This window comes from Saccharibacillus brassicae (assembly GCF_006542275.1).
In the GTDB taxonomy this organism is placed as follows: Bacteria; Bacillota; Bacilli; order Paenibacillales; family Paenibacillaceae; genus Saccharibacillus; species Saccharibacillus brassicae.
The window spans coordinates 1,097,977-1,119,677 of sequence record NZ_CP041217.1 but is presented as its reverse complement, the minus strand read 5'-3'; the positions used below and the strand labels follow the sequence as shown (position 1 = coordinate 1,119,677).

Annotated in this window: 20 protein-coding genes; 12 read left to right on the top strand and 8 right to left on the bottom strand. The window is 60.2% G+C overall.

The window, feature by feature from the left end:
* The first annotated feature begins 10 nt into the window (after positions 1-10).
* The 6 genes from FFV09_RS04535 (at position 11) to FFV09_RS04510 (ending at position 5,364) form a co-directional block, all read left to right on the top strand.
* Positions 11-940 (top strand): prolipoprotein diacylglyceryl transferase, encoded by a 930-nt coding sequence (locus FFV09_RS04535; protein ID WP_141446574.1) that lies wholly within the window; start codon positions 11-13, stop codon positions 938-940.
* Positions 941-1,114: 174 nt separating this feature from the next.
* Positions 1,115-1,639 (top strand): Imm30 family immunity protein, encoded by a 525-nt coding sequence (locus tag FFV09_RS04530; protein ID WP_141446573.1) that lies wholly within the window; start codon positions 1,115-1,117, stop codon positions 1,637-1,639.
* Between the two features lie 48 nt (positions 1,640-1,687).
* Entirely contained in the window at positions 1,688-2,260 is a 573-nt protein-coding gene (locus FFV09_RS04525; protein ID WP_141446572.1) for an SUKH-4 family immunity protein, read from the top strand.
* Between the two features lie 190 nt (positions 2,261-2,450).
* Positions 2,451-3,272, top strand: a complete 822-nt coding sequence (locus FFV09_RS04520) for a hypothetical protein (protein WP_170314876.1) — start codon at positions 2,451-2,453, stop codon at positions 3,270-3,272.
* A gap of 235 nt (positions 3,273-3,507) precedes the next feature.
* Positions 3,508-4,800 carry an amino acid permease gene (locus FFV09_RS04515; protein WP_141450329.1) on the top strand — a complete coding sequence of 431 codons (1,293 nt, stop codon included), beginning with the start codon at positions 3,508-3,510 and terminating at the stop codon, positions 4,798-4,800.
* Between the two features lie 3 nt (positions 4,801-4,803).
* Positions 4,804-5,364, top strand: coding sequence for a hypothetical protein (locus FFV09_RS04510; protein ID WP_141446570.1), 561 nt, complete (start codon positions 4,804-4,806; stop codon positions 5,362-5,364).
* Positions 5,365-5,549: 185 nt separating this feature from the next.
* On the opposite strand, the gene FFV09_RS04505 is transcribed toward FFV09_RS04510, so the two are convergent.
* The 7 genes from FFV09_RS04505 to FFV09_RS04475 form a co-directional block, all read right to left on the bottom strand.
* Positions 5,550-6,431 (bottom strand): hypothetical protein, encoded by an 882-nt coding sequence (locus FFV09_RS04505; protein WP_141446569.1) that lies wholly within the window; start codon positions 6,429-6,431, stop codon positions 5,550-5,552.
* Positions 6,432-6,473: 42 nt separating this feature from the next.
* Positions 6,474-6,917 carry a type II toxin-antitoxin system VapC family toxin gene (locus FFV09_RS04500; protein WP_170314937.1) on the bottom strand — a complete coding sequence of 148 codons (444 nt, stop codon included), beginning with the start codon at positions 6,915-6,917 and terminating at the stop codon, positions 6,474-6,476.
* A complete protein-coding gene (locus FFV09_RS04495; protein WP_141446567.1) occupies positions 6,914-7,195 on the bottom strand; it encodes a hypothetical protein in 282 nt (93 codons plus the stop codon). Before FFV09_RS04495 ends, FFV09_RS04500 begins: the two co-directional genes overlap by 4 nt.
* A 127-nt stretch (positions 7,196-7,322) precedes the next feature.
* A complete protein-coding gene (locus tag FFV09_RS04490) occupies positions 7,323-8,561 on the bottom strand; it encodes an MFS transporter (RefSeq protein WP_141446566.1) in 1,239 nt (412 codons plus the stop codon).
* Positions 8,562-8,846: 285 nt separating this feature from the next.
* A complete protein-coding gene (locus FFV09_RS04485) occupies positions 8,847-9,290 on the bottom strand; it encodes an AAA family ATPase (RefSeq protein WP_141446565.1) in 444 nt (147 codons plus the stop codon).
* A 2-nt stretch (positions 9,291-9,292) separates the two neighbouring features.
* Positions 9,293-10,036 carry a tRNA(His) guanylyltransferase Thg1 family protein gene (locus tag FFV09_RS04480; protein WP_141446564.1) on the bottom strand — a complete coding sequence of 248 codons (744 nt, stop codon included), beginning with the start codon at positions 10,034-10,036 and terminating at the stop codon, positions 9,293-9,295.
* A gap of 170 nt (positions 10,037-10,206) precedes the next feature.
* Complete coding sequence (locus FFV09_RS04475) at positions 10,207-11,388, bottom strand: amidohydrolase (protein WP_141450328.1); 1,182 nt, start codon at positions 11,386-11,388, stop codon at positions 10,207-10,209.
* Positions 11,389-11,648: 260 nt separating this feature from the next.
* Between FFV09_RS04475 and FFV09_RS04470 the strand changes: the two genes are divergently transcribed.
* From FFV09_RS04470 to FFV09_RS04450, 5 genes are all read left to right on the top strand, one after another.
* On the top strand, positions 11,649-13,334 hold the full coding sequence (locus FFV09_RS04470) for a methyl-accepting chemotaxis protein (RefSeq protein WP_170314935.1): 1,686 nt from the start codon (positions 11,649-11,651) through the stop codon (positions 13,332-13,334).
* A gap of 349 nt (positions 13,335-13,683) precedes the next feature.
* Complete coding sequence (locus FFV09_RS04465; RefSeq protein ID WP_141446562.1) at positions 13,684-15,090, top strand: methyl-accepting chemotaxis protein; 1,407 nt, start codon at positions 13,684-13,686, stop codon at positions 15,088-15,090.
* A 201-nt stretch (positions 15,091-15,291) separates the two neighbouring features.
* Positions 15,292-16,500 (top strand): enoyl-ACP reductase FabV, encoded by a 1,209-nt coding sequence (fabV, locus tag FFV09_RS04460; RefSeq protein WP_141446561.1) that lies wholly within the window; start codon positions 15,292-15,294, stop codon positions 16,498-16,500.
* A gap of 158 nt (positions 16,501-16,658) precedes the next feature.
* Positions 16,659-17,042 carry a hypothetical protein gene (locus tag FFV09_RS04455; protein ID WP_141446560.1) on the top strand — a complete coding sequence of 128 codons (384 nt, stop codon included), beginning with the start codon at positions 16,659-16,661 and terminating at the stop codon, positions 17,040-17,042.
* Between the two features lie 159 nt (positions 17,043-17,201).
* Entirely contained in the window at positions 17,202-18,695 is a 1,494-nt protein-coding gene (locus FFV09_RS04450; RefSeq protein ID WP_141446559.1) for an MFS transporter, read from the top strand.
* Between the two features lie 369 nt (positions 18,696-19,064).
* On the opposite strand, the gene FFV09_RS04445 is transcribed toward FFV09_RS04450, so the two are convergent.
* Positions 19,065-19,817: a hypothetical protein gene (locus FFV09_RS04445; RefSeq protein ID WP_425472264.1), complete on the bottom strand. Its 753-nt coding sequence runs from the start codon at positions 19,815-19,817 to the stop codon at positions 19,065-19,067.
* A 266-nt stretch (positions 19,818-20,083) separates the two neighbouring features.
* Here FFV09_RS04445 and FFV09_RS04440 point away from each other — a divergent pair, with 266 nt between their 5' ends.
* On the top strand, positions 20,084-21,700 hold the full coding sequence (locus FFV09_RS04440) for a sensor histidine kinase (RefSeq protein ID WP_141446558.1): 1,617 nt from the start codon (positions 20,084-20,086) through the stop codon (positions 21,698-21,700).
* Position 21,701 lies beyond the last annotated feature (1 nt).

Genomic DNA, 21,701 nt, shown 5'->3' with positions numbered 1-21,701 from the left:
TGCTTGACCCATGAAAACCTACACTCGTGCGGCGAGCCTGCTCGGCGTACTGCTGCTGAGCGGAGCTCTCGCAGCTTGCGGTAACGATTCGGAACCCGCATCTCAGACCGAGCCGACCGGAACGGCCGCGACTTCGGGCAGCGACAACATCGAGGAACCGGCGACGGCGCCGGCCGACGAAGCCTCGGCGGGCGACAAGGAAGCCGGCGCGGCGGACGCGTCCGATTCCAAGGAAACGGCGGCTGCGGACGGCAAAACGTCCGGTGACCCGGCTTCCGGCGACAAGGCATCCGAGGACAAAGCGGCTGCCGGCGATACGGCGGATGACAAAAAGCCGGCCGCTTCCGGCGGAACCGACTCCAAGAATGCCGACTCCAAGACTGCCGATGCCAAAGACAGCGCGTCCGGCAGCACCGGAGCGGCAGCCCCGGACATCAAGCCGGCCGACAAAGCGAAGCAGGGCAAAAAAGGCGCCGGTGCGGATCGGCCCAAGACCGAGAATTTCGAAGTGGCCGGAGCGGCTTCGACGGATAACGTGACCGGTACGCTGCAGCAGGGTTACGGCTATGCCTTTTACGCGATGGAAGGGCTGAAGTTCGATGCCGAGAACAATCTGCTGACGATGGCGGACAATCCGGATTATTACGCGACGATCACGCCGCTCGCCAAAGGGTACGGATTGGCCGGGCTGCGGACCGAAGGACAAACGGCGCTCAAAGGCTACGGCAAAGCATCCGAGCTCAAAGGCTCCCAAATTCCGGCCGCGCTGTCGTCTTCCCGCTTGTTCATGTCGGCCGAAGGCAACGGCGGAGCCGGACAATTCGCGCTGTGGGAAACGCAGAGCAAAGGTTACAAGCTTGCGATTCATATGCCGGAAGGCGCCGACGCCGACAAGTTCGCGCCGCTCGTGTACGCTTCGCTGTCCACGCTGGCGGACTGAGCCTGTCCTTCCTTTTTCGCATAAAGCTTCGCAAACCGAATCGCCGCAGAACAGGCTTCTGCCGCGCATTCCGACGAACCGTGCCGCCCGGCACGGTTTTTGCTTGCCGCCGTATGGGGTATGATATACATGCGCGAAGAAATAATTCAGAAGCGAAAGCGGGGGCGATTGCCGATGCCGGACCGAAAACTGCTGGACGAGCTGTACCGCATGCGCGACATGAACGGAAACGACGACGATCTGGCCCGGTTTACCGATATTTTGAGCGAAATTTGCGAGACCGCCGCGGCGGACGTCATCCCGGACTTGTGCCGGATGCTGGAAGACGACGTGATCGAACCGAGCGCCGCCGGCGACCTGCTGGAGACGATTTTCTATATTTCGGAACGCTGCGGCATCGACGAGAGCATGCGTTATTTGGCGCTTGGCGTTCCGGGGCTGTTCCCCCGGGCGGAAGGCTGGGCAGTGCGGCTGCACCGGATGCTGCTGCACGCCGACCGGCCGGACGCCCCGTATATCGCCGCTTACGGCTCGGCTGTTTATGGCCTGCCGTCGCGGATGGTCCGCCGGATCGTCAACGCGCTGCTTGAGATCAAGCGTGTGCAGCCCGAGCTGTACGCGGACCGGGTAGACCGGTTCACGGACGCTTTGATGCGCGGCGAAGCGAGCGGCGGCCCCCGGGTCTGCACGCGGCGTTAAGCCGCAGGATTGGGCAAGAAGCAAGAAGCAAGAAGCAAGAGGCAAAAGATGGAGGTGGCGGACGTGACGATGACTCCCGAACAATTTAGAGCCGCCTGGAACGAGGCCGCGGACGGTCCTCTCCTGCGTTTCGATGCCGAAGCGCTGGAGTCGGTGCCGATCACGGAAGAGGCCGGGCGGTTTTTGCGCGAAGCGGGCCTGCCCGGCGATTCGGCTCCGTATTTGGAATTCCGGTCCGGCGAAGGACGCCTGTCCGATTTGAAGACGGCGTTCGGCATGCCGAAACAATATTCGGCTTATTGGCTGCTCGGCTCGACGGGTTACGGCGATCCGGTCTGCCTGAAGGCGGGCAGCTCGCAGGTCGTCTGCATCCGTATGGACCGGGGCGGCACCGAATGGTTCATCAATTCGTCGGTGCCGAAATTCGCGGAATTTCTGCTCGTCTATGCGCAGCTCGTCCAGCGGACGGTTCGCGCGGGCGGCCCGGACGCTTTTCTGGAAAATGAAATTCCGCAGGAAGAGTTGAAATGGGTCGTGCGGGAATTCGGCCGGATCGATCCGGCAGCGTTCGCGCAGGGAACGTTTTGGCGGGACGAGGTCGAAGAGCGGCTGCGGCGCTGAGCGGCGCTACATAACGCAAAACCGTTTTCCCGGCATGCAACCAAAGCCCGATGGTGTGCGTCTATGTCTAAAACCCTTTCGACCCGGGCATTTGGCGGGGAACGAATGGACAGGAGGGCTTTGGATGGGCTTGTCGGGGCAAAAGAAAAGAAAATGCGGATTTGCGCGAAAAAAAACGGATGGTTGGGCTGTGATCTTGTTATTGGGTGCGTTGACGGCGGGATGCGGCAGTTCGGGAGAACCCCATTCTTCTTCCGCAGCGGAACCGGCTGCGGCGAAAGGAGAAACGCAAGCCGCTGCGGACAGCGTACGTCCGGCAGGCGAGCGAGCGGCCGGTTCCGGGGACGATTCCGGATCAGGCACCGCGCGGCTGATCGATCCCGCCCTTTACGCGGGGACTGCGATCGGACGCGAGCAGATCGACCTGCTGAACGATCTGCTCGCGGCGCAAAATGCGGGTGACGCGAGAGGTTATGCGGCGCTGTTTGCGGCAGATACGCCCGAAGCCGAGACGAAGATTGAGTTTGGGGTCGAGCGGATCGGGCTGTATGCCGGCAGTGCCGAATCGAACGGGACGGCGCAGGTGGAAGGAGCCGTTCGGGAAACGGCGCAGGGCAGCGATCATCCGATCGTCTATACGCTCGAACGCGAGACGGACGGTTGGCGGATCGGCGGTATCAAGCGGGCTCAGGGCCCTTACGCGGACGAGACCGGTTATGCCGGCGAGTCGGCAGAGATCGTCAAGCTGATCAATGCCGGCACCCGGTACCGGAACGCGGGCGACGCGCAGGCGTATGCTAAGCTGTTCCGACCGGACGCGTCTATGCGCAGCCTGGACGAGTCTCCCGGCAAGGTCGAAGAAACGCTCATTCCCGATATCGGCTTTCCGAACGGGGACGGGACCCTGATTGTCAACGTGCTTCAGCGTTACGAAGGGCAGACGGACGTTCACGTCCGGGCATTTGCCCTCGGCAAAGAAGGAAGCCGATGGATCATACTGGATATCGATTGACGGCAGCAACGTAACAGTCACATTCCTTCACCGACGGACGTTTTGCGTCTGTTCGGTGATTTTTTGCGCGAGGACATGCGGATCGGCTCGTTTTGTTGTAGGATAGAGTGTGCGTCTCGCGAACGCGGGACTGCATGACTGCATCACAGAATCGGAGGAACATCAAGTGGAGTCTGCACACAAGCCGGAAGGCGACAAGCTTCAGAAAAAATTGCTGCCCCGGCATATCAGTTTTATGGCCATGGGCGGCGTCATCGGCACGGGGATTTTCAAAGGCAGCGCCGAGACGATCGGGCTGGCGGGGCCGGGCGTCGTCTTGACGTATCTGTTCGGCGGACTGCTGCTGCTGATCGTCATGGGCGCGATCGCGGAACTTGCGAGCGTCTACCCGAACCGCAATATGAAAGATTTCGTCCGGCAGGCGTTCGGCCCCCGGCCCGCTTTTATCGTCGGCTGGCTGTACGCGTTCCTCATGCTGACCGTCTGCGTGATCGAAGTGACGGCGGCAGGGTCGTTCCTACAATACTGGATGCCCGGCGTGCCGCTCTGGGTACTCAGTCTGGCCAGCGCCGCGCTCATTCTCGGCATTAACCGTATGAGCGTCGAGAGCTTCGGCGAGACCGAGTTTTGGCTGGCCGGCATCAAAATCTTTATGATCGTCGTCTTCGTTCTGCTGGGCGCGGGGCTGCTGTTCGGCCTGATCCCCGGAGCGAGCGGCGAAGCGCCGGGGCTGCGGAATTATACGGCACACGGCGGCTTCCTGCCGAACGGCTGGCTGTCGGTCTTCTCGGCGCTGCTCGTCGTCATGTTTTCGTACGGCGGCTCCGAATTGATCGGCCTGACGCTTACGGAAGCCAAAGACGCGGAGAAAGTCATGCCCAAAGTCGTCAAAAGCTTTATCCTGCGCGTCGTCCTGTTCTATACGCTGCCGATCCTGGTCATCTGCGGATTGATTCCATGGAACCAGCTGGCCGGGCAGAACAGCCCGTTCGTACAGGTGCTCGAAGCGACCGGCCTGAGCGGCGCGGCGCATATCATCAATTTCATTCTCGTGACGGCGGTGCTGTCGGCGGCGAATTCCAGCATCTACGGCGCGACCCGGATGCTGCATTCGATGGCGGCGGCCGGCGAAGCGCCCAAGCTGCTCGGTACGACGACGAGCAAGGGCGTGCCGGTCGGCAGCCTGCGCCTGTGCGCGGCGGTGCTCGTGCTCGGCGCTCTGGCGGCTTTCTTCATGGGCAACAGCCTGTTCTCGTTCCTGCTGGCGGTGCCGGGCTTCGTCGTCCTGATCGTCTGGGGCTCGATCTGCCTCGCCCAGCTCAAGCTGCGTCCCGTGTATCCCAAAGCGCCGACGTTCCGCATCTGGGGCTATCCGTACTTGACCGCGGCAACCGCGGTCATTCTGGCGGTGATCGCGGCAGGCTTCCTGCTTGATCCGCAGAACCGGCTCAGCATCGGGGTATGCGTCGGCGTGCTGGCGCTGCTGATCGTGTGGTCGATCTTCAAGTTCAAGCGATCGGAGGCGTAAAAGATGACGATGCAGATCCCGGACCGCTTCAACTACGACGCATTCTTGGACTGGGATCTGCTCGGCATGCAGCCGGGGCCGCTGTTTGATCCCGCCGCTTACGGCCTGCGGCCGCAGGGCGGATTTACGGCATGCGAGCGCGGCTATGTATGCCGCTTCGGCGTAGACGGCGAACGCCGGCTGAAGCTGGAGGAGCTTCTGCTGCTCGGCGGAGCCGAATCCGCCGATCCGCCGCCGCTTAGCGGCGTGCGGGCGGAACGATCCCGTTCTTCCGGCCCGTTCCACCGGTACGCGAACCTGAATCTTGCGCTGGAGTACGGCGGCACGATCTGGCTGGGACGCGATGCCGCAGCGGAGGCCGGCAGGAGCGCAGGCGGAGAAACGCGGCTGATCGATTACGGCGATCTGCGGGCGTTGACCTTCGAGCACGGCGAGTTGAAGCGGGTCGAAGCTTACGGCAGCCTGATGGCGGAGATCCGCTCGGCGGAAGATCTAAGTTCCGCCGAGAAAATCGAGCTGGCCTGCGAGCTGACGCTGCCGCGCAGCGAGCGGCTGACGTATTGAGCGCTTTGGCCGGAAGATGGCGGAAGCCGACGGAAGTTGCGTTCAAAGTGCTGTGCACCGAAAAGTCATACGCGAAAAAAATGCACCAAAAAGCCATGCGTGAAAAAGCCATACACGAAAACCATGCACCCAAAAAGCCTGTCCGCGACCTCGGTCGCGAACAGGCTTTTTTGTGGTGCGGTGCCCTACAGATAGGGCCCGAAGCAGGTCTTCGCCCGCTCCCAGTCGACGCCGAGCCGGCCGCGCCAGCCGGCCCACGGCATCTCCAGGTCCGAGCGTCCCTGCGTCGTATCGAATTCCATGCCGGCTTCGATGATGTCTTCGTAATCGGTCCAGACCCCGCGCTCCATGTCCAATCCCATATTCGGGATGACGCCGAGCCAGGCCAGCACGTCGAGCAGGCTGCGCCGCGTGCCGCCGTTGCCGCGCAGCACTTTTTCCGCGCTGAGCCGCTTCTCCAGCTTGCCCGGCGTCTCGTCCGGCTCGGCCCGGGACAGCGCTTCGAGCAGGCGCTTGAGCGCGTCCGCGTCTTCGGCGGTCGGCATCACCGGCGGCAGGTCGACGCGCTCGCTCAGATCGGCATAGATTCCTTCCGGCGAATGCCAGCTGTAGCCGAGCCAGAGCGATTCGCGGATGCGCGACAGCGTAATGGGCCGGCCCAGCGCATGTTCGGAATGGCCGCAGACGCCGCAGGCGAGCAGTTTGCGCGCCCGGCGATATTCATGCGGGGGAGCAAGCCGGGCAAAGCGCAGCGAGACCGGTCCGTTCGCCCCGCGCCGGTAGCTTCCGCCGACGGCCGCGACAAATTCGCCGGCGAGGCGGTCTTCATTCAGCCGTTCGTCCCGACCTAGCTCCGCAATTGCCTCGATCAGCCGGTCGTGCTCCAGCGTGACCAGCTCGTTGGCCGTCCAGCCGATCTCTGCCATAAACGCCTGCTCATCGGCGGACAATACCGATTCGTCGTACAGGCTCGCGCCGAGCTGCGGATCGTAAGTGCCGTTGTCGTAGGCGTACAATTTTTTGAACAAGGCGACGCGCTTTTTGTAAGTCTGATCGATAGAGGGCATCGGAGTCTCCTTAGCAAGCAAAATGTGCACCATGGCGATTTGTCAGATTCCTTCTATACCGGCGGCAGGTTTGAAAATAAAGGTCTCCACACCCAGTATCTTGGAAAACCTGAAATCCGCGTCGGCAGTCACCAATACAAGATCATGCGTGATGGCTGTCGCCAGAATTAAAGCATCCGGCATTTTGATTTTTATAGGCTGATCCATCGTAGACAGCTTATCTCTAAGATTTCCGGCGGTTTTTGCGATTATCGGAGTAACGGACAGAAATTCTTCGGCCTCTTCCAGTTCAAAGTAATTTACGAAATCGATATTGTTCACTTTGCTTTTGCCCGATAAAAACTCGGCTTGAGTAATGACCGAATAGAAGACGAGAGAACCTTGGACGAGTAATTTCCCGAACAGGGATTGTACTTCGTTTTCGTAAGGCTCTTTGTACACTTTGGAAAGTTCGATGGCCGCGTTGGTATCGAATAGGTAATTCAATCCCACTCCTCCCGCATCTTTTTGGTATGGACGGATAAGGATTCCGCTTCTTCCAAAGATAAAGTTCCGGCCCATTTCGCCATTCTTTGCATGCTTGGATGCAGATTGGCCTGTCGTTCGGGAGCATTCAAAAGCGTTTTAAAATGTGCGGGTTCTTGCTGGAATTCGGACTTCTGTATCAGCTCAATAATTTTATTTTCGGACATGCCCAACTGTTTGGCCGTATCTCTGACAACGCTGCGTACATGCAAAATAGCCTCGATTTCGCGCTGCTCCATATCCGCTTCCTCCTTCAATCACTTGGACTCGATTTTGCGCCTTCCGCATCTCCGTTACATTTCGAGTATAGCACAACCCAAAACACCCGCGATCGCAAGGTCGCGAGCACGGGTGTCTGGGCGGCGGTCAAGCCGCGAGCTCGCCTTTTCGGGTGCGGCTCAGGTAGATCATGAGGAAGACGAATGCGGCTGCGAACGACGCCGTAATGATCCAGATCGGAATGCGCGGGTCGAGCGTGTACGCCCAGCCGCCGACGATGCCGGCCGGGGACGTGAGCAGCAGAATGACGACGGACAGCATGGAGAATACTTTGGCCCGTTTCTCGTCGTCGATCGCGTTCTGCACGGCCGCTTCGAGGTACGGCGAGCTGATCATCAGGCCGACGGCAGCGAGCACGGTGCTCAGACCGACCCAGAGCAGGTTCGGCGTCGGCCAAAGCACCAGCATGACGTTCGACAGCACCGACAGCGCGAAGCCCGCCATCATCGAGCGCGTCTCGCCTTCGGCCGGAATCTTCGGCATGATGAACCAGAGCGCGAGCAGCATAATGACCGACGAGACGGCCGGCACGAGCGAGATCAGCCAGCTTTCGATATGCAGAAAATCGGCCAGGTACAGCGACAGATACGTCGTTTTGAGCGTCATCTGGAAATTGAACAGGATGTAGACGACGAAGATCAGCATTAGGCTGCGGCTGGCGAACAGGTCGCGGATCGCGCCGCTGTAGTCGATCAGGCTCGCTTTGAGGCCGAGGGCTTTCGTTTCCTTCATCTTGCGGTAGCCCATTTCCGTTTCCCTCGTCGTCACGTGGCGCCCGATGAACTGGAACGTCATGAGCACCGAGCAGAGCACGTACATGATCCGAGTGCCGTCGACGAGTCCGTAATGGCTGACCAGCAGGCCGCCGAGCGGGGCGAACAGTCCGCCGACGACGCCGATGATCTGCAGCAGCGTGAACACGTACGTCCGGTCTTTTTTCGGCGTGTCTTCGACGATCAGGCAGTAGAACGCGACGTGCGGCACTCGCTGCAGACCGTTAATGCACGTGGCGAGGACGAAAAACCAGACGTTTTGCGAAAACGCGAAGATCAGCATCGCCACGCTCCAACTGAGCACGTCGAAGATCAGAATCGCGCGTTTGCGGCCCAGCCGGTCGGTCAGGTAACCGCTCATAAAAGCCGCCAGCACCTGCACGAGCAGCCCGAGCGTGGTAATCCAGCCGATGTTCGTCTCGGTGACGCCCAGCTCGTACATATACAGCGTCGCATACGTCGCCATCATGCTGTACGGAATGAGGAAAAAAGGCTCGAAAGCCAGGCAGCCCCGGCTGTTGCCGCGGAGCCTCGGGAAAAACGTGCTTGCCATGCGATACTTCCTCCGGTGTCTGTAAGTTGATTTGGGTTAAAGCGTTTTCGGTCCTGCTAAAACACCTGCTAAAATATAGGGTACTATAGAAGAAACGAAAAATATAGGCGAACAACGAAAAAGGAAACGGAGGGAAAAAAGCATGGCTGAACGTACGTCTATTATCGAAGTGGTTCCGTACGATCCGAATTGGAAAAACGAATTCGCGAACATCGCGGCCGCCGTCCACGGGTGGATCGGCGACCTCGACGCCGTCATGAAAAATCCGGACGGACTCCAATCCTGTCAGACGTCCGCCGTCTTTTCCAATGTAAAAGTCCCGCCCGCCGAAGTGACCGTGTACAGCTCGTCGAAGCCTTCCCCGATCGAAGGGCGGACGAGCTTGTTCAGCACGCTCCGAATACCGATTTCGCGCACGAACGACTTGCCGGTCCGCTGCGCGTTGCGCCGAATACTTTCTGCATAATCCGGTTCGAAGTAACAGCCGACGACGGAGAACCGATGTCTTTTGGCGGCCTCGATATAAGTCATCCGGTCTTCCGGCAGCGGATTGGTGTTGTCGACGACGAACGGCTGCTTCGCTTCGAGCAGGGCGTTCAGCAGCAGCTTTTCCCGGTGGCGCGTCTTGAGCATGTCCATGTTGAGGCGCAGATGGGTATCGACATACCGCTCTTTGTAAAAAGTCGATTTGCCCGAAGCCTGAATCCCGATCAGAATGACGCATTCCATCGTTACACGTCCTTTTCGCGGTCCGAATAAACGAAGCGGTTGATATAGGCGCGATCCTGCGAGAAAACGGGGATGTCGAGATCGACTTCCCATCTGCGGCGGACGGCCGTACCTTTGAGGAACTCCCGTTTGACGACGCAGGCGCCGCGTTTTTGCCAGGCGGGCAGGTCGTTCCAGTTCAATCCTTTTTCCGCAAACAGTTTCTCCTGCAGCGAGCTGCCGTCCAGGCCCTGCAGTTCGCGGTGGGCAAAATGGGCTTGGGCGAACATGGAGATACTGTTTTTCGTGGCGTCCATCTGTCTCCACAGAAAATAATTCGTCACTTCGTCCAGCGGCAGCACCCAGGCGCGCGCATCGAACGTGGCGAGCGGCCGATCCGGGTAAACGGCGCGAATCTCTTCGTTGAACTTGGCGGTGGCGATCGAAGAGGCGACAGAGACCATTTTCTGCAAGTTGTTCTCGAACCATGAAGAGGTCGTCAATTTGTCGTAGTTCGTCAGCAGGATCGAGATTTCGTCGCTTTGATGGTAGACCAGCTTGCAGCCCATAAGGTTCAGGGCGAGATACTTGCACGTTTCCCAAAAAGCGCGGATCAGCGGTTCGTCGAACGGTTTGTCCATACCTTTGGTAAACGAGTGGAAATGGCAGCCGTCGATGCGGATCACGACAGGCATGCGGCCGGGCAGGTAATGGCGGAACGCATTTTCGTAACTTTTCATGCGTGCGCCGAAGTCGTCGATAGGCATGGGCGGCAGGCTCCTTTTTCTTTTCTGGATGTGCGGCAAGACGAATCGTGGAACAGTAAAATCGAAAAAAGCCGACGATGCGGAAAAACCCGCAGCCGTCGGCTTTCGATTCGGGCGACGAGCGCGCCGGGCGCATGCCGCAATCGGCACGGCCGAAGCGAGCCCGAAGATTAGCTTTCGCCCAGCAGTTTGTCCGCCGCGATCGCGAGGAACGCCTGCGCGGCGATCAGCAGCGCGCGTTCGTCGATATCGAAGCGCGGGTGGTGATGCGGGAACGCCGTGTCTTCGCTGTCGTTTTGCGAGCCGACGTTGAAGAAATGGCCCGGGCGGTGCTGGAGATAGTAGGCGAAGTCTTCCGCGCCCATCGAAGCGTCGAGGCCGAACAGCGACTGTTCGCCGAAGCGGCGAACGAAAAGGTCGCGCACCTGTTTCGCCTGCTCGGGCGGATTGACGAGCGCCGGATAACCGTTGACGTAATCGAGCGTGTACGTGGCGTGCTCGGCGAGTGTGATGCCGTGCACCATATCGCGGATATCGCGTTCGAGCTGCTTCCGCACGTCCGGATCGAAGCTGCGCACCGTGCCTTCGATCTTCGCTTTGTCGGCGATGACGTTAAAAGCCGAGCCGGCCTGGAACACGCCCACGGTGACGACGGCGGGATGCAGCGGGTTGATATGGCGGGCGACGATATGCTGGAGCGACGTGACGAGCTGGCTGCCGACGACGATCGCGTCGACCGTCTGGTGCGGCTTGGCTCCGTGTCCGCCTTTGCCCTGCACCGTAATGACGAACGAGTCGACCGCCGCCATCGACGGGCCCGACGAGACGGACAGCTTGCCGAGCGGCATATAGCTCGCCAGATGCGCGCCGTACACTTCGTCGACGCCGTCGAGCGCTCCGGCTTCGATCATCGAGATCGCGCCGCCCGGCAGTTTCTCTTCGGCATGCTGGAAAATAAAGCGCAGGCTGCCGCGGAGTTCGCCCTGCCGGTCCGCCAGCACTTTGGCGACCCCGAGCAGCGTCGAAGTATGGCCGTCGTGGCCGCAGGCGTGCATGACGCCCGGCGTCTGCGACTTGTACGGCACGTCGTTCTCTTCGTCGATCGGCAGGGCGTCGAAGTCGGCGCGGAACGCGATCGTCGGGCCCGGCAGGGCGCCTGTCAAATCTGCCAGAATGCCGTTGCCGCCGACGCCGGTACGCACGTCATAGCCGAAACTTTTGAGCGTATCCGCGATAAAGCGCGCCGTGTTCGTCTCCACGAACGACAGCTCCGGGTTGGCGTGCATATGACGGCGCCACTGCACGATTTGTTCATACTCGCCTTCAAGGCGGTCGATCCACTGCTGCTGAATAGTCGTCATGTGAGGCTGGCCTCCCGTTTATCGTGATAAGGTCCGAATCTCGCCCTGAAGCGATCGGCCGGGTTGATCTGGTTTCCAAATTATCACTTTCACCGGAAAGCGTCAAATGAGCGGACTTTGCACGCGGCGAACGACTTTTTTCGACAAAAAGCGTTACATAATGAAGAGTGCCTTCCGATAATAAAATGGAAGATCTGCAAGTTCAAGATGTAATCTTGGACAAACCCCATACACCAGAGAGCAGGATGCACATGAAGGTTAGAACGAAATTATTCGCGATCATACTGCTATTGGTAGCGGTATTGGTCGGAAGCGGCGCGCTGGCGTTGAACGCTATCGACCAAAGCGTGCGCAACGGCGAACGGCTGGAAGACAAACTGGAAACGCAAAAGTTTCTGAAGCAGATGCAGTACCGCATGACCGGACTTGCCAACGACGAGCGGGGTTACCTGCTGACCGGGGATCCCGAATATGCGGAAGGCATGGGCAAAAAAACGGAAGAGATCCGGCAGCTGCTGAGCGGCGGAGCGGAGAAGCTCGAAGGCAGCGATGCCGCGGCGCTGCAAAAGATCGACGAAGCGCTGGAGCGGATGCTCGCACTGAACGCCCAAGTGGTCGGGCTTGTCGCGGACGGCAGCCGGGCCCAGGCGCAGGCGCTGCATTTCGGGGAAGAGCGGACGCTGCGCAAGCAGGAAGTCGATCCCGCCGTTAACACGTTCGTGGAAGCGCTGGACACGGAAGTGTCGCAGCTCAAAGCGGATAACGCCGCCGAGGCGCGCCGCAACCAGAGTATTTTGCTCTACGTTGTGATCGTTTCCGGCCTGGTCGGGATCGGTCTCGGCTTCTGGCTGCTGCGCACGATCATGAAGCCGCTGACGCTCATGAACCGTCAAATGCGGGAGATCGCGGAAGGCGACGCCGATCTGACGAGCCGGATCGAGCTGCGGCAAAAAGACGAGTTCGGCACGCTGGCCGGCAGCTTCAACTTGTTCGTCGGTTCGCTGCGCGAGATGATGTCCCGGATCGGCGACGCTTCTCAACAGCTTGCGGCGGCTTCCGAACAGTTCTCGGCCAGCGCCGAGCAGTCCAAATCGACTTCGCTTCAGGTCGCGGCTGCCATGCAGCAAATCGCGGAGCGTTCGGTCGACCAGGCCCAAATTGCCAAGAACAGTACCGATTCCGCCCACCTCACCTTGGAAAAGATTACGCAAATCGCTTCGGCGACGTCTGAAGTGTCTTCGGTGTCCAAAGAGATGAGCCGGCAGGCGGCCGAAGGCGAACAGGCGGTTACCCGTATCGACGAACAGATGTCGGATATCGGCACGGCGGTCGGCGAAGCCGACGACCGTATCCGCAAGCTTGCGCTGCACGCGCAGCAGATCGACGAGATCACGACGCTGATCAACGAGATTTCGGCGCAGACGCATCTGCTCTCGCTGAACGCTTCGATCGAAGCGGCGCGAGCCGGCGAAGCGGGCCGCGGCTTTACGATCGTTGCAAGCGAAGTGAAGAAGCTGGCGGATCGGTCGGCGGATTCGACGCGCGAGATCAAAGAGCGGGTCGTCAGCATCCAGCACGAGACGCGGGCGGCAATGGATACAATGGACGACGTGAAGCTGCGGGTGCAAGCAGGCGCGCAAGCGAGCCGCGAAGGCGCGCGGCGCTTCGGCGGCATTCTGAACGCGATCGGGGAAGTGTCCGGCCGGACCGAAGCGATGGCGGCTTCGACCGGAGGCGTGCATGACAGCTTCGCCGAGGTGTCCGGTTCGATGGAGCGCGTCAGCGCAAGCACCCAGGACATTTCCGGCGGGACGCAGGAGATCGCGGCGGCGACCGAAGAACAGCTCGCGGCCGGCGAAGAGATGCTGAGCGGGGCGTCGTCGCTGAACCGGTTGGCGGAAGACCTGCAGCTGCTGGTGTCGCGCTTTAAGGTGTAAGGGCGGGTTATATTCGGAAAAGCGAAAAGCGAAAAGCGAAAAGCGAAAAGCGGAAGGCGGCAGCCGCCCGGATCGGGCGATTGCCGCTTTTTGTGCGCGGTACGGCGCGGATCGGAAGCATGCCGAATCACACATTTAATTGTGGAAAATAAAATTTTTAAAAATTTTCTCATAAAAGGTTTTAAAACTCGCTAACTTGGATATAATACCTAATAGACAGTAAGAACTAGACCCAAAGACCTTCAAGAGTAGGAAAATGAGCTAATACACAGAGAAAAGCAGCATTTTCAGCAGTTAATTAGGTCAAAAGTCCCTTTTTACTCCAAAATGATAAAAGAGGTGCAATTCAATGGATAACCGTCTGAAAATGCTGTTCGGAAGCTTGCTTACCCGGGTATTGGCCGCTGCCGTGTTGGGCATGCTGCTTCCCGCTCTTTTGAACGTCGTGCTCATGAGCGATTTCGTGCAGCAGGCCAATGTCTGGAAAGTCGGTCCCTTCGTCGTGTCGATTGCGGGCTTTGTCATCTCGTTCGTGCTGCTGTTCTTCATTGTAAAAGGCATCGTGCGTCCGATTCGGGCGGCGGCGTCCCAGCTGGATCGGATGGCGGACGGCGATTTCACGCAGCGCCTAGATGAAAAGGACCTGCGGCGGACCGACGAGACCGGCACGCTGGTCCGCGCGGTCGATCGGATGCAGACGGCTTCGTACGGGATGCTGTCGATCGTTTCCCGGGAAGCCGCAGAACTCAAAAACGCGACGCAAATCGCGCAGGACAAATTTGTCGTGATGGAGAACGGGCTGCGCGAAGTGTCGGCCACGACCGAATTGATGTCGGCGGGCATGCAGCAGACGGCGGCTTCCGCCGAAGAGATCGACGCGTCGACCCAGGAGTTCGAACGGGCGCTCGGCTCGATCGCCAAGCGGGCCGAAGAAGGCGCGGAAGAAGCCGGCGAAGTCAGTGCGCGGGCGATGGAAATTCAGGAGAATCTGGCGCAGGCCATGGAAAAAACGACGAAAGTCTATACCGAAGTCAAGCAGGGACTCGATTCGGCGCTTGAAGAGTCGCATTCCGTCAACATGATCCGGACGCTGGCCGATTCCATTCTCCAAATCGCGCAGCAGACCAATCTGCTCGCGCTCAACGCTTCGATCGAAGCGGCCAGAGCGGGCGAAGCGGGCAAAGGCTTCGCGGTCGTCGCCGACGAGATCCGCAAGCTTGCCGACGCGTCGAAGCGTTCGGTCGAGCAGATCCACGGCGTCACGGAAAAAGTCGTCAGCTCGGTCGACAACCTGCAGCGCCATTCCGGACGCCTGCTGGACCTGATGACGACAGAGATCGCGGCCGATTACCAGATGATGCAGAGCAACGCGGATTCCTATTTGCAGGATGCGCTCAATATCGAGAACATGGTCGCCGATTTCAGCGCGACGAGCGAACAGCTCAATGCGTCGGTGCAGAACCTGGCCAAAGCGATCAGCGAGATCGCGGCGGCGAACGGCGAAGCGGCCGAAGGCACGCAGACGATCTTCTCGCAGGCGTCGGACGTGCTCGAAGCTTCCGAAGAAGTGGTCGTGCAGGCACGCCGCACGGGCGAAAGCTCACAGCGGCTGGACGGAATCGTCAATCATTTCCGCTTCACGCACGAGACGCAGGGCTCGCAGCCGCAGCTGCTGCAAACCGATTTCCCGGCTTCCGCGGACGGTTCGGCCGGCGCCCAGGCGGCGCGCGCGCTTCCGGCTTCGCGGCCGGCCTGAACAGACTCCGCCGCGTTTTGAAATCCGGTTCGTACGGGCGGCGCGGCTGCCTCATCAAGCGAAGTTCCCGTCCGGGGACTTCGCTTTTTGCCGTGAAAAGTGCCTTATCGCCGAAAAGTTGGTACACTGTTACGGATGGACGGTTCGCGCGCAAGCGAAGAACTCCGTCCAAAGAACCGAAAAAAGCGAGGGACAACAACCATGATTATCAAACCGAGAACGCGCGGATTCATCTGCACGACCGCCCACCCGGACGGCTGCGCCGCGCAGGTTCAACAGCAAATCGACTATATCGCGTCCAAGCCGCGGCTCGAAGGACCGAAGAACGTGCTCGTTATCGGCGCATCGACCGGCTACGGATTGTCGGCCCGCATCGCGGCCGCTTTCGGCGCCGGCGCGGCGACGGTCGGCGTCTACCGCCCAAGCAAAAGCACGGCGACCCGTACCGCGTCCGCGGGCTGGTACAATTCGGCCGCGTTCGAGCGCAAAGCCGCCGAAGCGGGACTGCGTTCGTTCAGCGTGACGGGCGACGCTTTCTCGGACGAGACGAAGGCCGCAGCGGTCAAAGTGATCCGCGAAGAACTCGGCCAGGTCGATCTGGTCGTCTACAGCGTCGCTTCGGCGCGCCGGGTCAACCCGAAGACGGGCGAAGCGGTCAATTCCGTGCTCAAGCCGATCGGCGCTTCGTACACGAACAAGACGGTCAATTTCCACACCGGCGAAGTGAGCGAAGTGACGATTGACCCGGCGACCGAAGAAGAAGTGGCGGCGACCGTCGAAGTGATGGGCGGCGAAGACTGGCAGCTGTGGATCGACGCGCTGAGCGAAGGCGGCGTGCTGGCCGAAGACGCGACGACGATCGCGTATTCGTATATCGGCCCGGACCTCACCCAGCCGATCTACCGCGAAGGATCGATCGGCCGGGCGAAAGACCATCTGGAAGACACCGCGCTGCGGATCGGCGAACGACTCTCGCCGGGCGGCGGCCGCGCTTTCGTCTCGGTCAGCAAAGCGCTGGTCACGCAGTCCAGCTCGGCTATTCCGGTCGTGCCGCTGTACGTGTCCGTCCTGTACAAGATCATGAAGGAAAAAGGGCTGCACGAAGGCTGCATCGAGCAGACGCATCGGCTGTTCGCGGATCGCCTGTACGGCGGCGAAGTGCCGGTCGACGAGCAGGGCCGTATCCGTATCGACGATTGGGAGATGCGCGGCGACGTGCAGCAGGAAGTGGCCGATATCTGGGCGCGCATCTCGTCGGACAATATCGACGAACTGAGCGATCTGGCCGGCTACCGCGCAGAGTTTTTCCAGCTGTTCGGCTTCGAGACGGACGGCGTCGATTACGAAGCCGATTCCGATCCGCAGGCCGGCATGCCGGAAAGCAGCCTGCGCCGGGTCGAGTCGGAGTAGGTTTCGGGCGGGAAGCGGCCGGCTGCGGGCGCCGGGTGAACCGGCGACCTGGCGGCAGGCGGCCGCCCCAACAACGATGATGCAGGCAAACGTACTGCATCGCATACAAGCGAGGGACTCGATTCGGGCGGATTGATCGACGAGAGGAGGTTTTGACTTTGCGCGTATTGGATCGTTATTACCCGACGATAAGCTGGGTGCTGCTCGCCTTGATGGCGGTCAGTTTGTTTATTCTCGACAACGCGTACACGATGCCGCTGCTGCTTGCGCATCTGCTGCTGACGGCGCTGCGCAACCGGCGCGTGATCGCCGGCGTGTTGCGGCAGTCCACGTCCGGCCAGAAAGCGGTGATGCTGCTGTCTTTTGTCGCCGCGGTCGCGGGTTCGTTCCTGTTGATCGGGTATGGCGGCCGGTTTCTGATCTCCCAGGGCATCGGACCGGTGTTCCAGTATATCTGGATCGCGGTCGTGATTGCCGTGGCGGTTGCCGCGCTGCGGGCCGTCGCTATTCGCTCGGGGCTGCGCCTGGGGCAGCGGGAGTAAGGCAGCGCGAGCACGGCGGCGCCCACGAAGACCGGATCGGTTCGCGCAGGCGGACCGATCCGGTCTTTTGGCCTGCGCCGGGAAGAGGAGCGGCGCAGCGGTTGGACAGACCCGGAAGCGGTTAAAAAGCTGCATACGCAGCGCAAAAGGGGTGGGAGCATGAAGCCGGCTTTTTCTTCGTATCAGGACGACCCGCAGGTGCAGCAGCGCCGTTGGCGTATCCTGATCATACTTAATCTGTTCACCTTCATGGCGACGCTCGACGGCAGCATCGTCAACGTGGCGCTGCCTTCGATCTCCAGCAGCCTCGGCCTGGAGCTGGGTCATGCGCAGTGGGTATCGAGCATCTATCTGATGGCGATCTGCTCGTTCATTCTGCTGTTCGGGCGCCTGGGCGACATATTCGGCAAAATCCGCATATTCCGTATCGGCACGATCGTGTTCGTGGTCGGGTCCTTATTATGCGGCCTGAGCGGCTCGCTCGCCACGCTGATCGCCGCACGCGTCGTTCAGGCGATCGGCGCGTCGATGACGATGGCGAACAGCCAGGGCATCGTCACCGACATTTTCCCTTCGACCGAACGCGGCAAAGCGCTCGGCCTCGTCGGCACGTTCGTCTCGCTCGGCAGTATTGCCGGGCCCGGCGTCGGCGGCCTGATGGTCGGCTCGTTGGGATGGGAATCGATCTTCTGGATCAACGTGCCGCTCGGCCTGCTCGCGATCCTGCTCGGCGCCAAGCTGCTGCCCCGGGATCTGCGGACCGCGAAACGGTCGATCGACGGCGGAGGCAGCCTGCTGTTCGCCGGCTTTATCGTCTCGCTCGTCGCGGCGATCCTGCTCGGACAGGAGATCGGCTACGGCGACTGGCGCATCCTGGCGCTGTTCGCGTTCGCGGCGGTCTCGTTCGCGCTGTTCCTGCGCCGGGAGTCGTGCATCGACGAGCCGATGCTGAATCTGGGATTGTTCCGCAATCCGCTGTTCTCGCTCAGCATTCTGTGCGGCTTCCTCGTGTTCGTCAGCATGTTCTGCTATAACATCATCGCGCCGTTCTACCTGCAATCGATCCTCGGCCTGTCGCCGAGCAGCGCGGGCTGGACGATGATGCTCTATCCGCTCGTCATGGTCGTCGTCGCTCCGCTGAGCGGCGCGATGTCCGACCGCTTCGGCTCGGAATGGCTGACGTTTATCGGCCTGCTGCTCATGGTGGGCGCGCAGGCCGGACTCGCGTCGCTGCACGCCGGCAGCCCGCTGGTCGTCGTCGGCGGCTGCATCGCGCTGCTCGGCCTCGGCGGCGGACTGTTCCAGTCGCCGAACAATTCGCTCGTCATGTCCACCGTGCCGCGCCCGCAGCTCGGCATCGCCGGCAGCGTCAATTCGCTGATCCGCAACCTCGGCATGGTGACCGGCATCGCCGTCGCCACGACGACGCTGTTCGGCGTCATGAGCGGGAAGGCGGGCTACCGCGTCACCGGCCTGATCCCGGACCGGCCGGATATTTTCCTGAGCGGCATGCACGTCGTGTTCACCGTCTCGGCCTGCATCTGCGTCGTCGGCGTCCTGCTGACCGGCTGGCGGCTGTTCGGACGCAAAAGCCGGCGCGGAGAAGGCGGGCAGCCGGAGCCGCAGGCTCGGCCTAAGCCGAAAGAAGCTTGATTTTTGCTTGTTCGCGGGGCGCGCTGTAGCGGCTGTGGCGATAAAAGGATGAAATTGTTGGAATTGTCGAGCACCTCGAATAAAATGTTGCCGTATTGAACACATTTTCTCCGTAAAAGACCATTTTGGAGGAAAAAGTGATCACCGCGGCAACATTTTTTGCGTATTAAGCTTTTTTTCTTATCAACCTGCTTAAAAAGTGATCGTATTGAACACATTTTTGCCGAAAAGCGAAAAAAAGCGGTGAAATGTGATCATTTTGCACACATTGCTAAACGGCTGTTCCGAAGCACGAAGTCGACGTTCCAAACGGCTTGTTCTAAAAGATTTTTTCCAAAACTGCATGTAATCAAGCAGCAAGTATGGCGATCACAGCAGCTGTTCCGGAAAATGCCCGACCGTTTCGTAGCGGCACGCATATTTTCCTTCGGAAGCGGAATGCAGCAGCTGCCGATCGACCAGACTTCGCAGCAGTACGTTCGCTTTGCGATGTCCGAACCGGTACGTGTCTTTGAGGTCTTTGGGCCGGATCGGACGTCCCAGACGCCAGGCAAAGCGGAGCACTTCTTTTTCCTCGGGCGTAAGGGTTGGCGAAGTTTTTCGACTATCGAACAGCAAAGGCCCCACACTCAACTGAAGCAGCATCCGGCAGACGTCGGGGCGGGTGCGGATCTCGTCGAAGGAGAAGTGCAGCATTTTCCAGTTCATCCCGGTAAGAAAAGAATCGCGGTTCAGCGCATAGCCGAATTTCTCGCGGTCCATGTCTTTGATATGGCTCTGGAAGCCGTCGCATTCGATGCCGATCCGTCCGCCGCTCTCCGGCAGGAAAGCGAAATCGAGAAACTGCGAGCGGCGGTTCCAGTCGTGGATCTCGTACTCCGGGTGCAGATGGTCGAAACTGCCGATCAGCGGCCACCACACCTGTTCGAGAAACAATTTCTCCGCGTACTGATGTCCCCGCTCCAGCCGGCCGCGCCGTTCGCCGGAGCGTGCATCCAGATGCCGTCGCATGAAAAGGGAGTGGGCCAGTTCGAATTCGCGTGAAGCTGCTGCGGCTGCGGCCGGACGGCGAACAGGCGGCGGGTTGGGCGTTGTGGTCTTGTGTGTGCTTGGCTGGGACAAGGGAATACCTCCTTCGAAAAATAGCGCCGGGCGCAAAAAAACGTCCTCTCCGCCGCTTGGGCCGGGAGGACGTTCTTCGTCGCTCGATCGCTTCTTCGGGAAAAGTATAGCACGCGGAAGCCGCCTGCCGCACGTCCGCTCCCCGGTTTAACTTTTGTTAATGTTCCGTTTAGCCGACGGTTAACGCGCCATGCTATGATAAGACAGAATTTAGGCACACACGAAGCGAGAACATAGACAGATCCAACCGGACGGGAGATTCAGATATGACGATCAAACGCAGGCTTTTCATCTCCAATATCCTCATGATTGCGATTCCGATCGTGCTGGCGATCATGCTGTCGTCGCTGCTTGCGCTGCTGCTGTGGAGAGAGTTCGATTTCCGGTTCGAAAGCAGCGAAGATTATTACGGGGTACGGGATTCCGTCATGCAGGCGTCGCTTGATCTGCTGGGCAGTCCGGACCCCGAGGCGGAAAAATTGAGTTTTATGATCAGCCGGGTCGACCGCATGCTGACCAACAACGATATGGCGCTGCGGATCTATGAGACGTCCGGCCAGGCTGCCGATCTGACTTCCGATCTGACTTCCGATCAAGTCTCCGATCCGTCGTCCGATTCAGCCTCCAATCCCGCATCCGCCCGAACCTCCGATCCGTCGTCCGGTCCGGCTGCCGCACAAGCGCCGGCCGGCACGCCGGCGCAGCTCGGCACCGGCCTGCTGGCGTATTCGCTGGGCGGCGAGCCGTTTGCCGATCCGCGCCTGGCCCAAGCGCTTGGCGCGCTCGGCGGCACCGGCCTCGTCGGCGAAGACGGCCGCGAGCTGTACGTGTCCGAGACGAGCGCCGGCGGCGAGAGCTACCGGATCGAGCTGTACAGCACGCGCGACGATTCGGTGGAAGCCGAAGTCGGCCATCCCGGCGGAGGCTTATGGGTGCCGATCTCGATCCTGCTCGGCATGGTCGCGGTCGTCGCGCTGACCAGCCGGTTCCTGACCCGGTTCGTGTTCCAGAAAATCCGGCAGCCGCTGGAGATTCTGGCGGACGGCGTGAACGAGATCCGCGACGGCAACCTGAATTACCGGATCGACTATACGCGCAAAGACGAATTCCGGCCGGTATGCGAAGCGTTCAACGAGATGGCGGGCCGGCTCAAAGAGTCCGTCTGGGCCGTGCAGAAACAGGAGATGAACCGCAAAGAACTGCTGGCCGGCATCTCGCACGACCTGCGTTCGCCGCTGACTTCGATCAAAGCGTACGCCGAAGGGCTGCTCGACGGAGTCGCGGCGACGGAAGAAGCGCGGCATCGCTACGCGGCCATGATCCGGACCAAAGCCGGCGATATCGACCATATGGTATCGCGGCTGTTCCTTTTTTCCAAAATGGACCTGGGCGATTATCCGAATTATCCCGAAGACCTTGATCCGCACGAAGAATTGGAGAGCTTTTTCCGCGCGGTGGACGACGAATATGCGCATCAGGGTCTTCGCGTGAAGCTCGGCGCCATGGAGCAGGGGCTGATGCTGCACGTCGATCCCGTTCAGTTCCGCCGCGTGCTGTCGAACGTCGTGGAGAACAGCCTGAAGTACAAAGAACGTCCCGAAGTGACCGTGTCCGTCGAGATGTACCGGGCCGGCACGACGCTTACGATCGCGGTATCGGACGACGGGCCGGGCGTGACGGACGAGGCGCTGCCGAAGCTGTTCGACGTCTTTTACCGCAGCGACGCTTCCCGCAGCAGTCCGAACCGGGGCAGCGGACTCGGTCTGGCCATCTCGGAAAAAGCGATCACGTTCATGCACGGCACGATCAAAGCGGAACATGCGGACGGCGGCGGGCTGCGAATCGTGATCGAACTGCCGCTCCGTCCAATCAAGGAGGCATAGA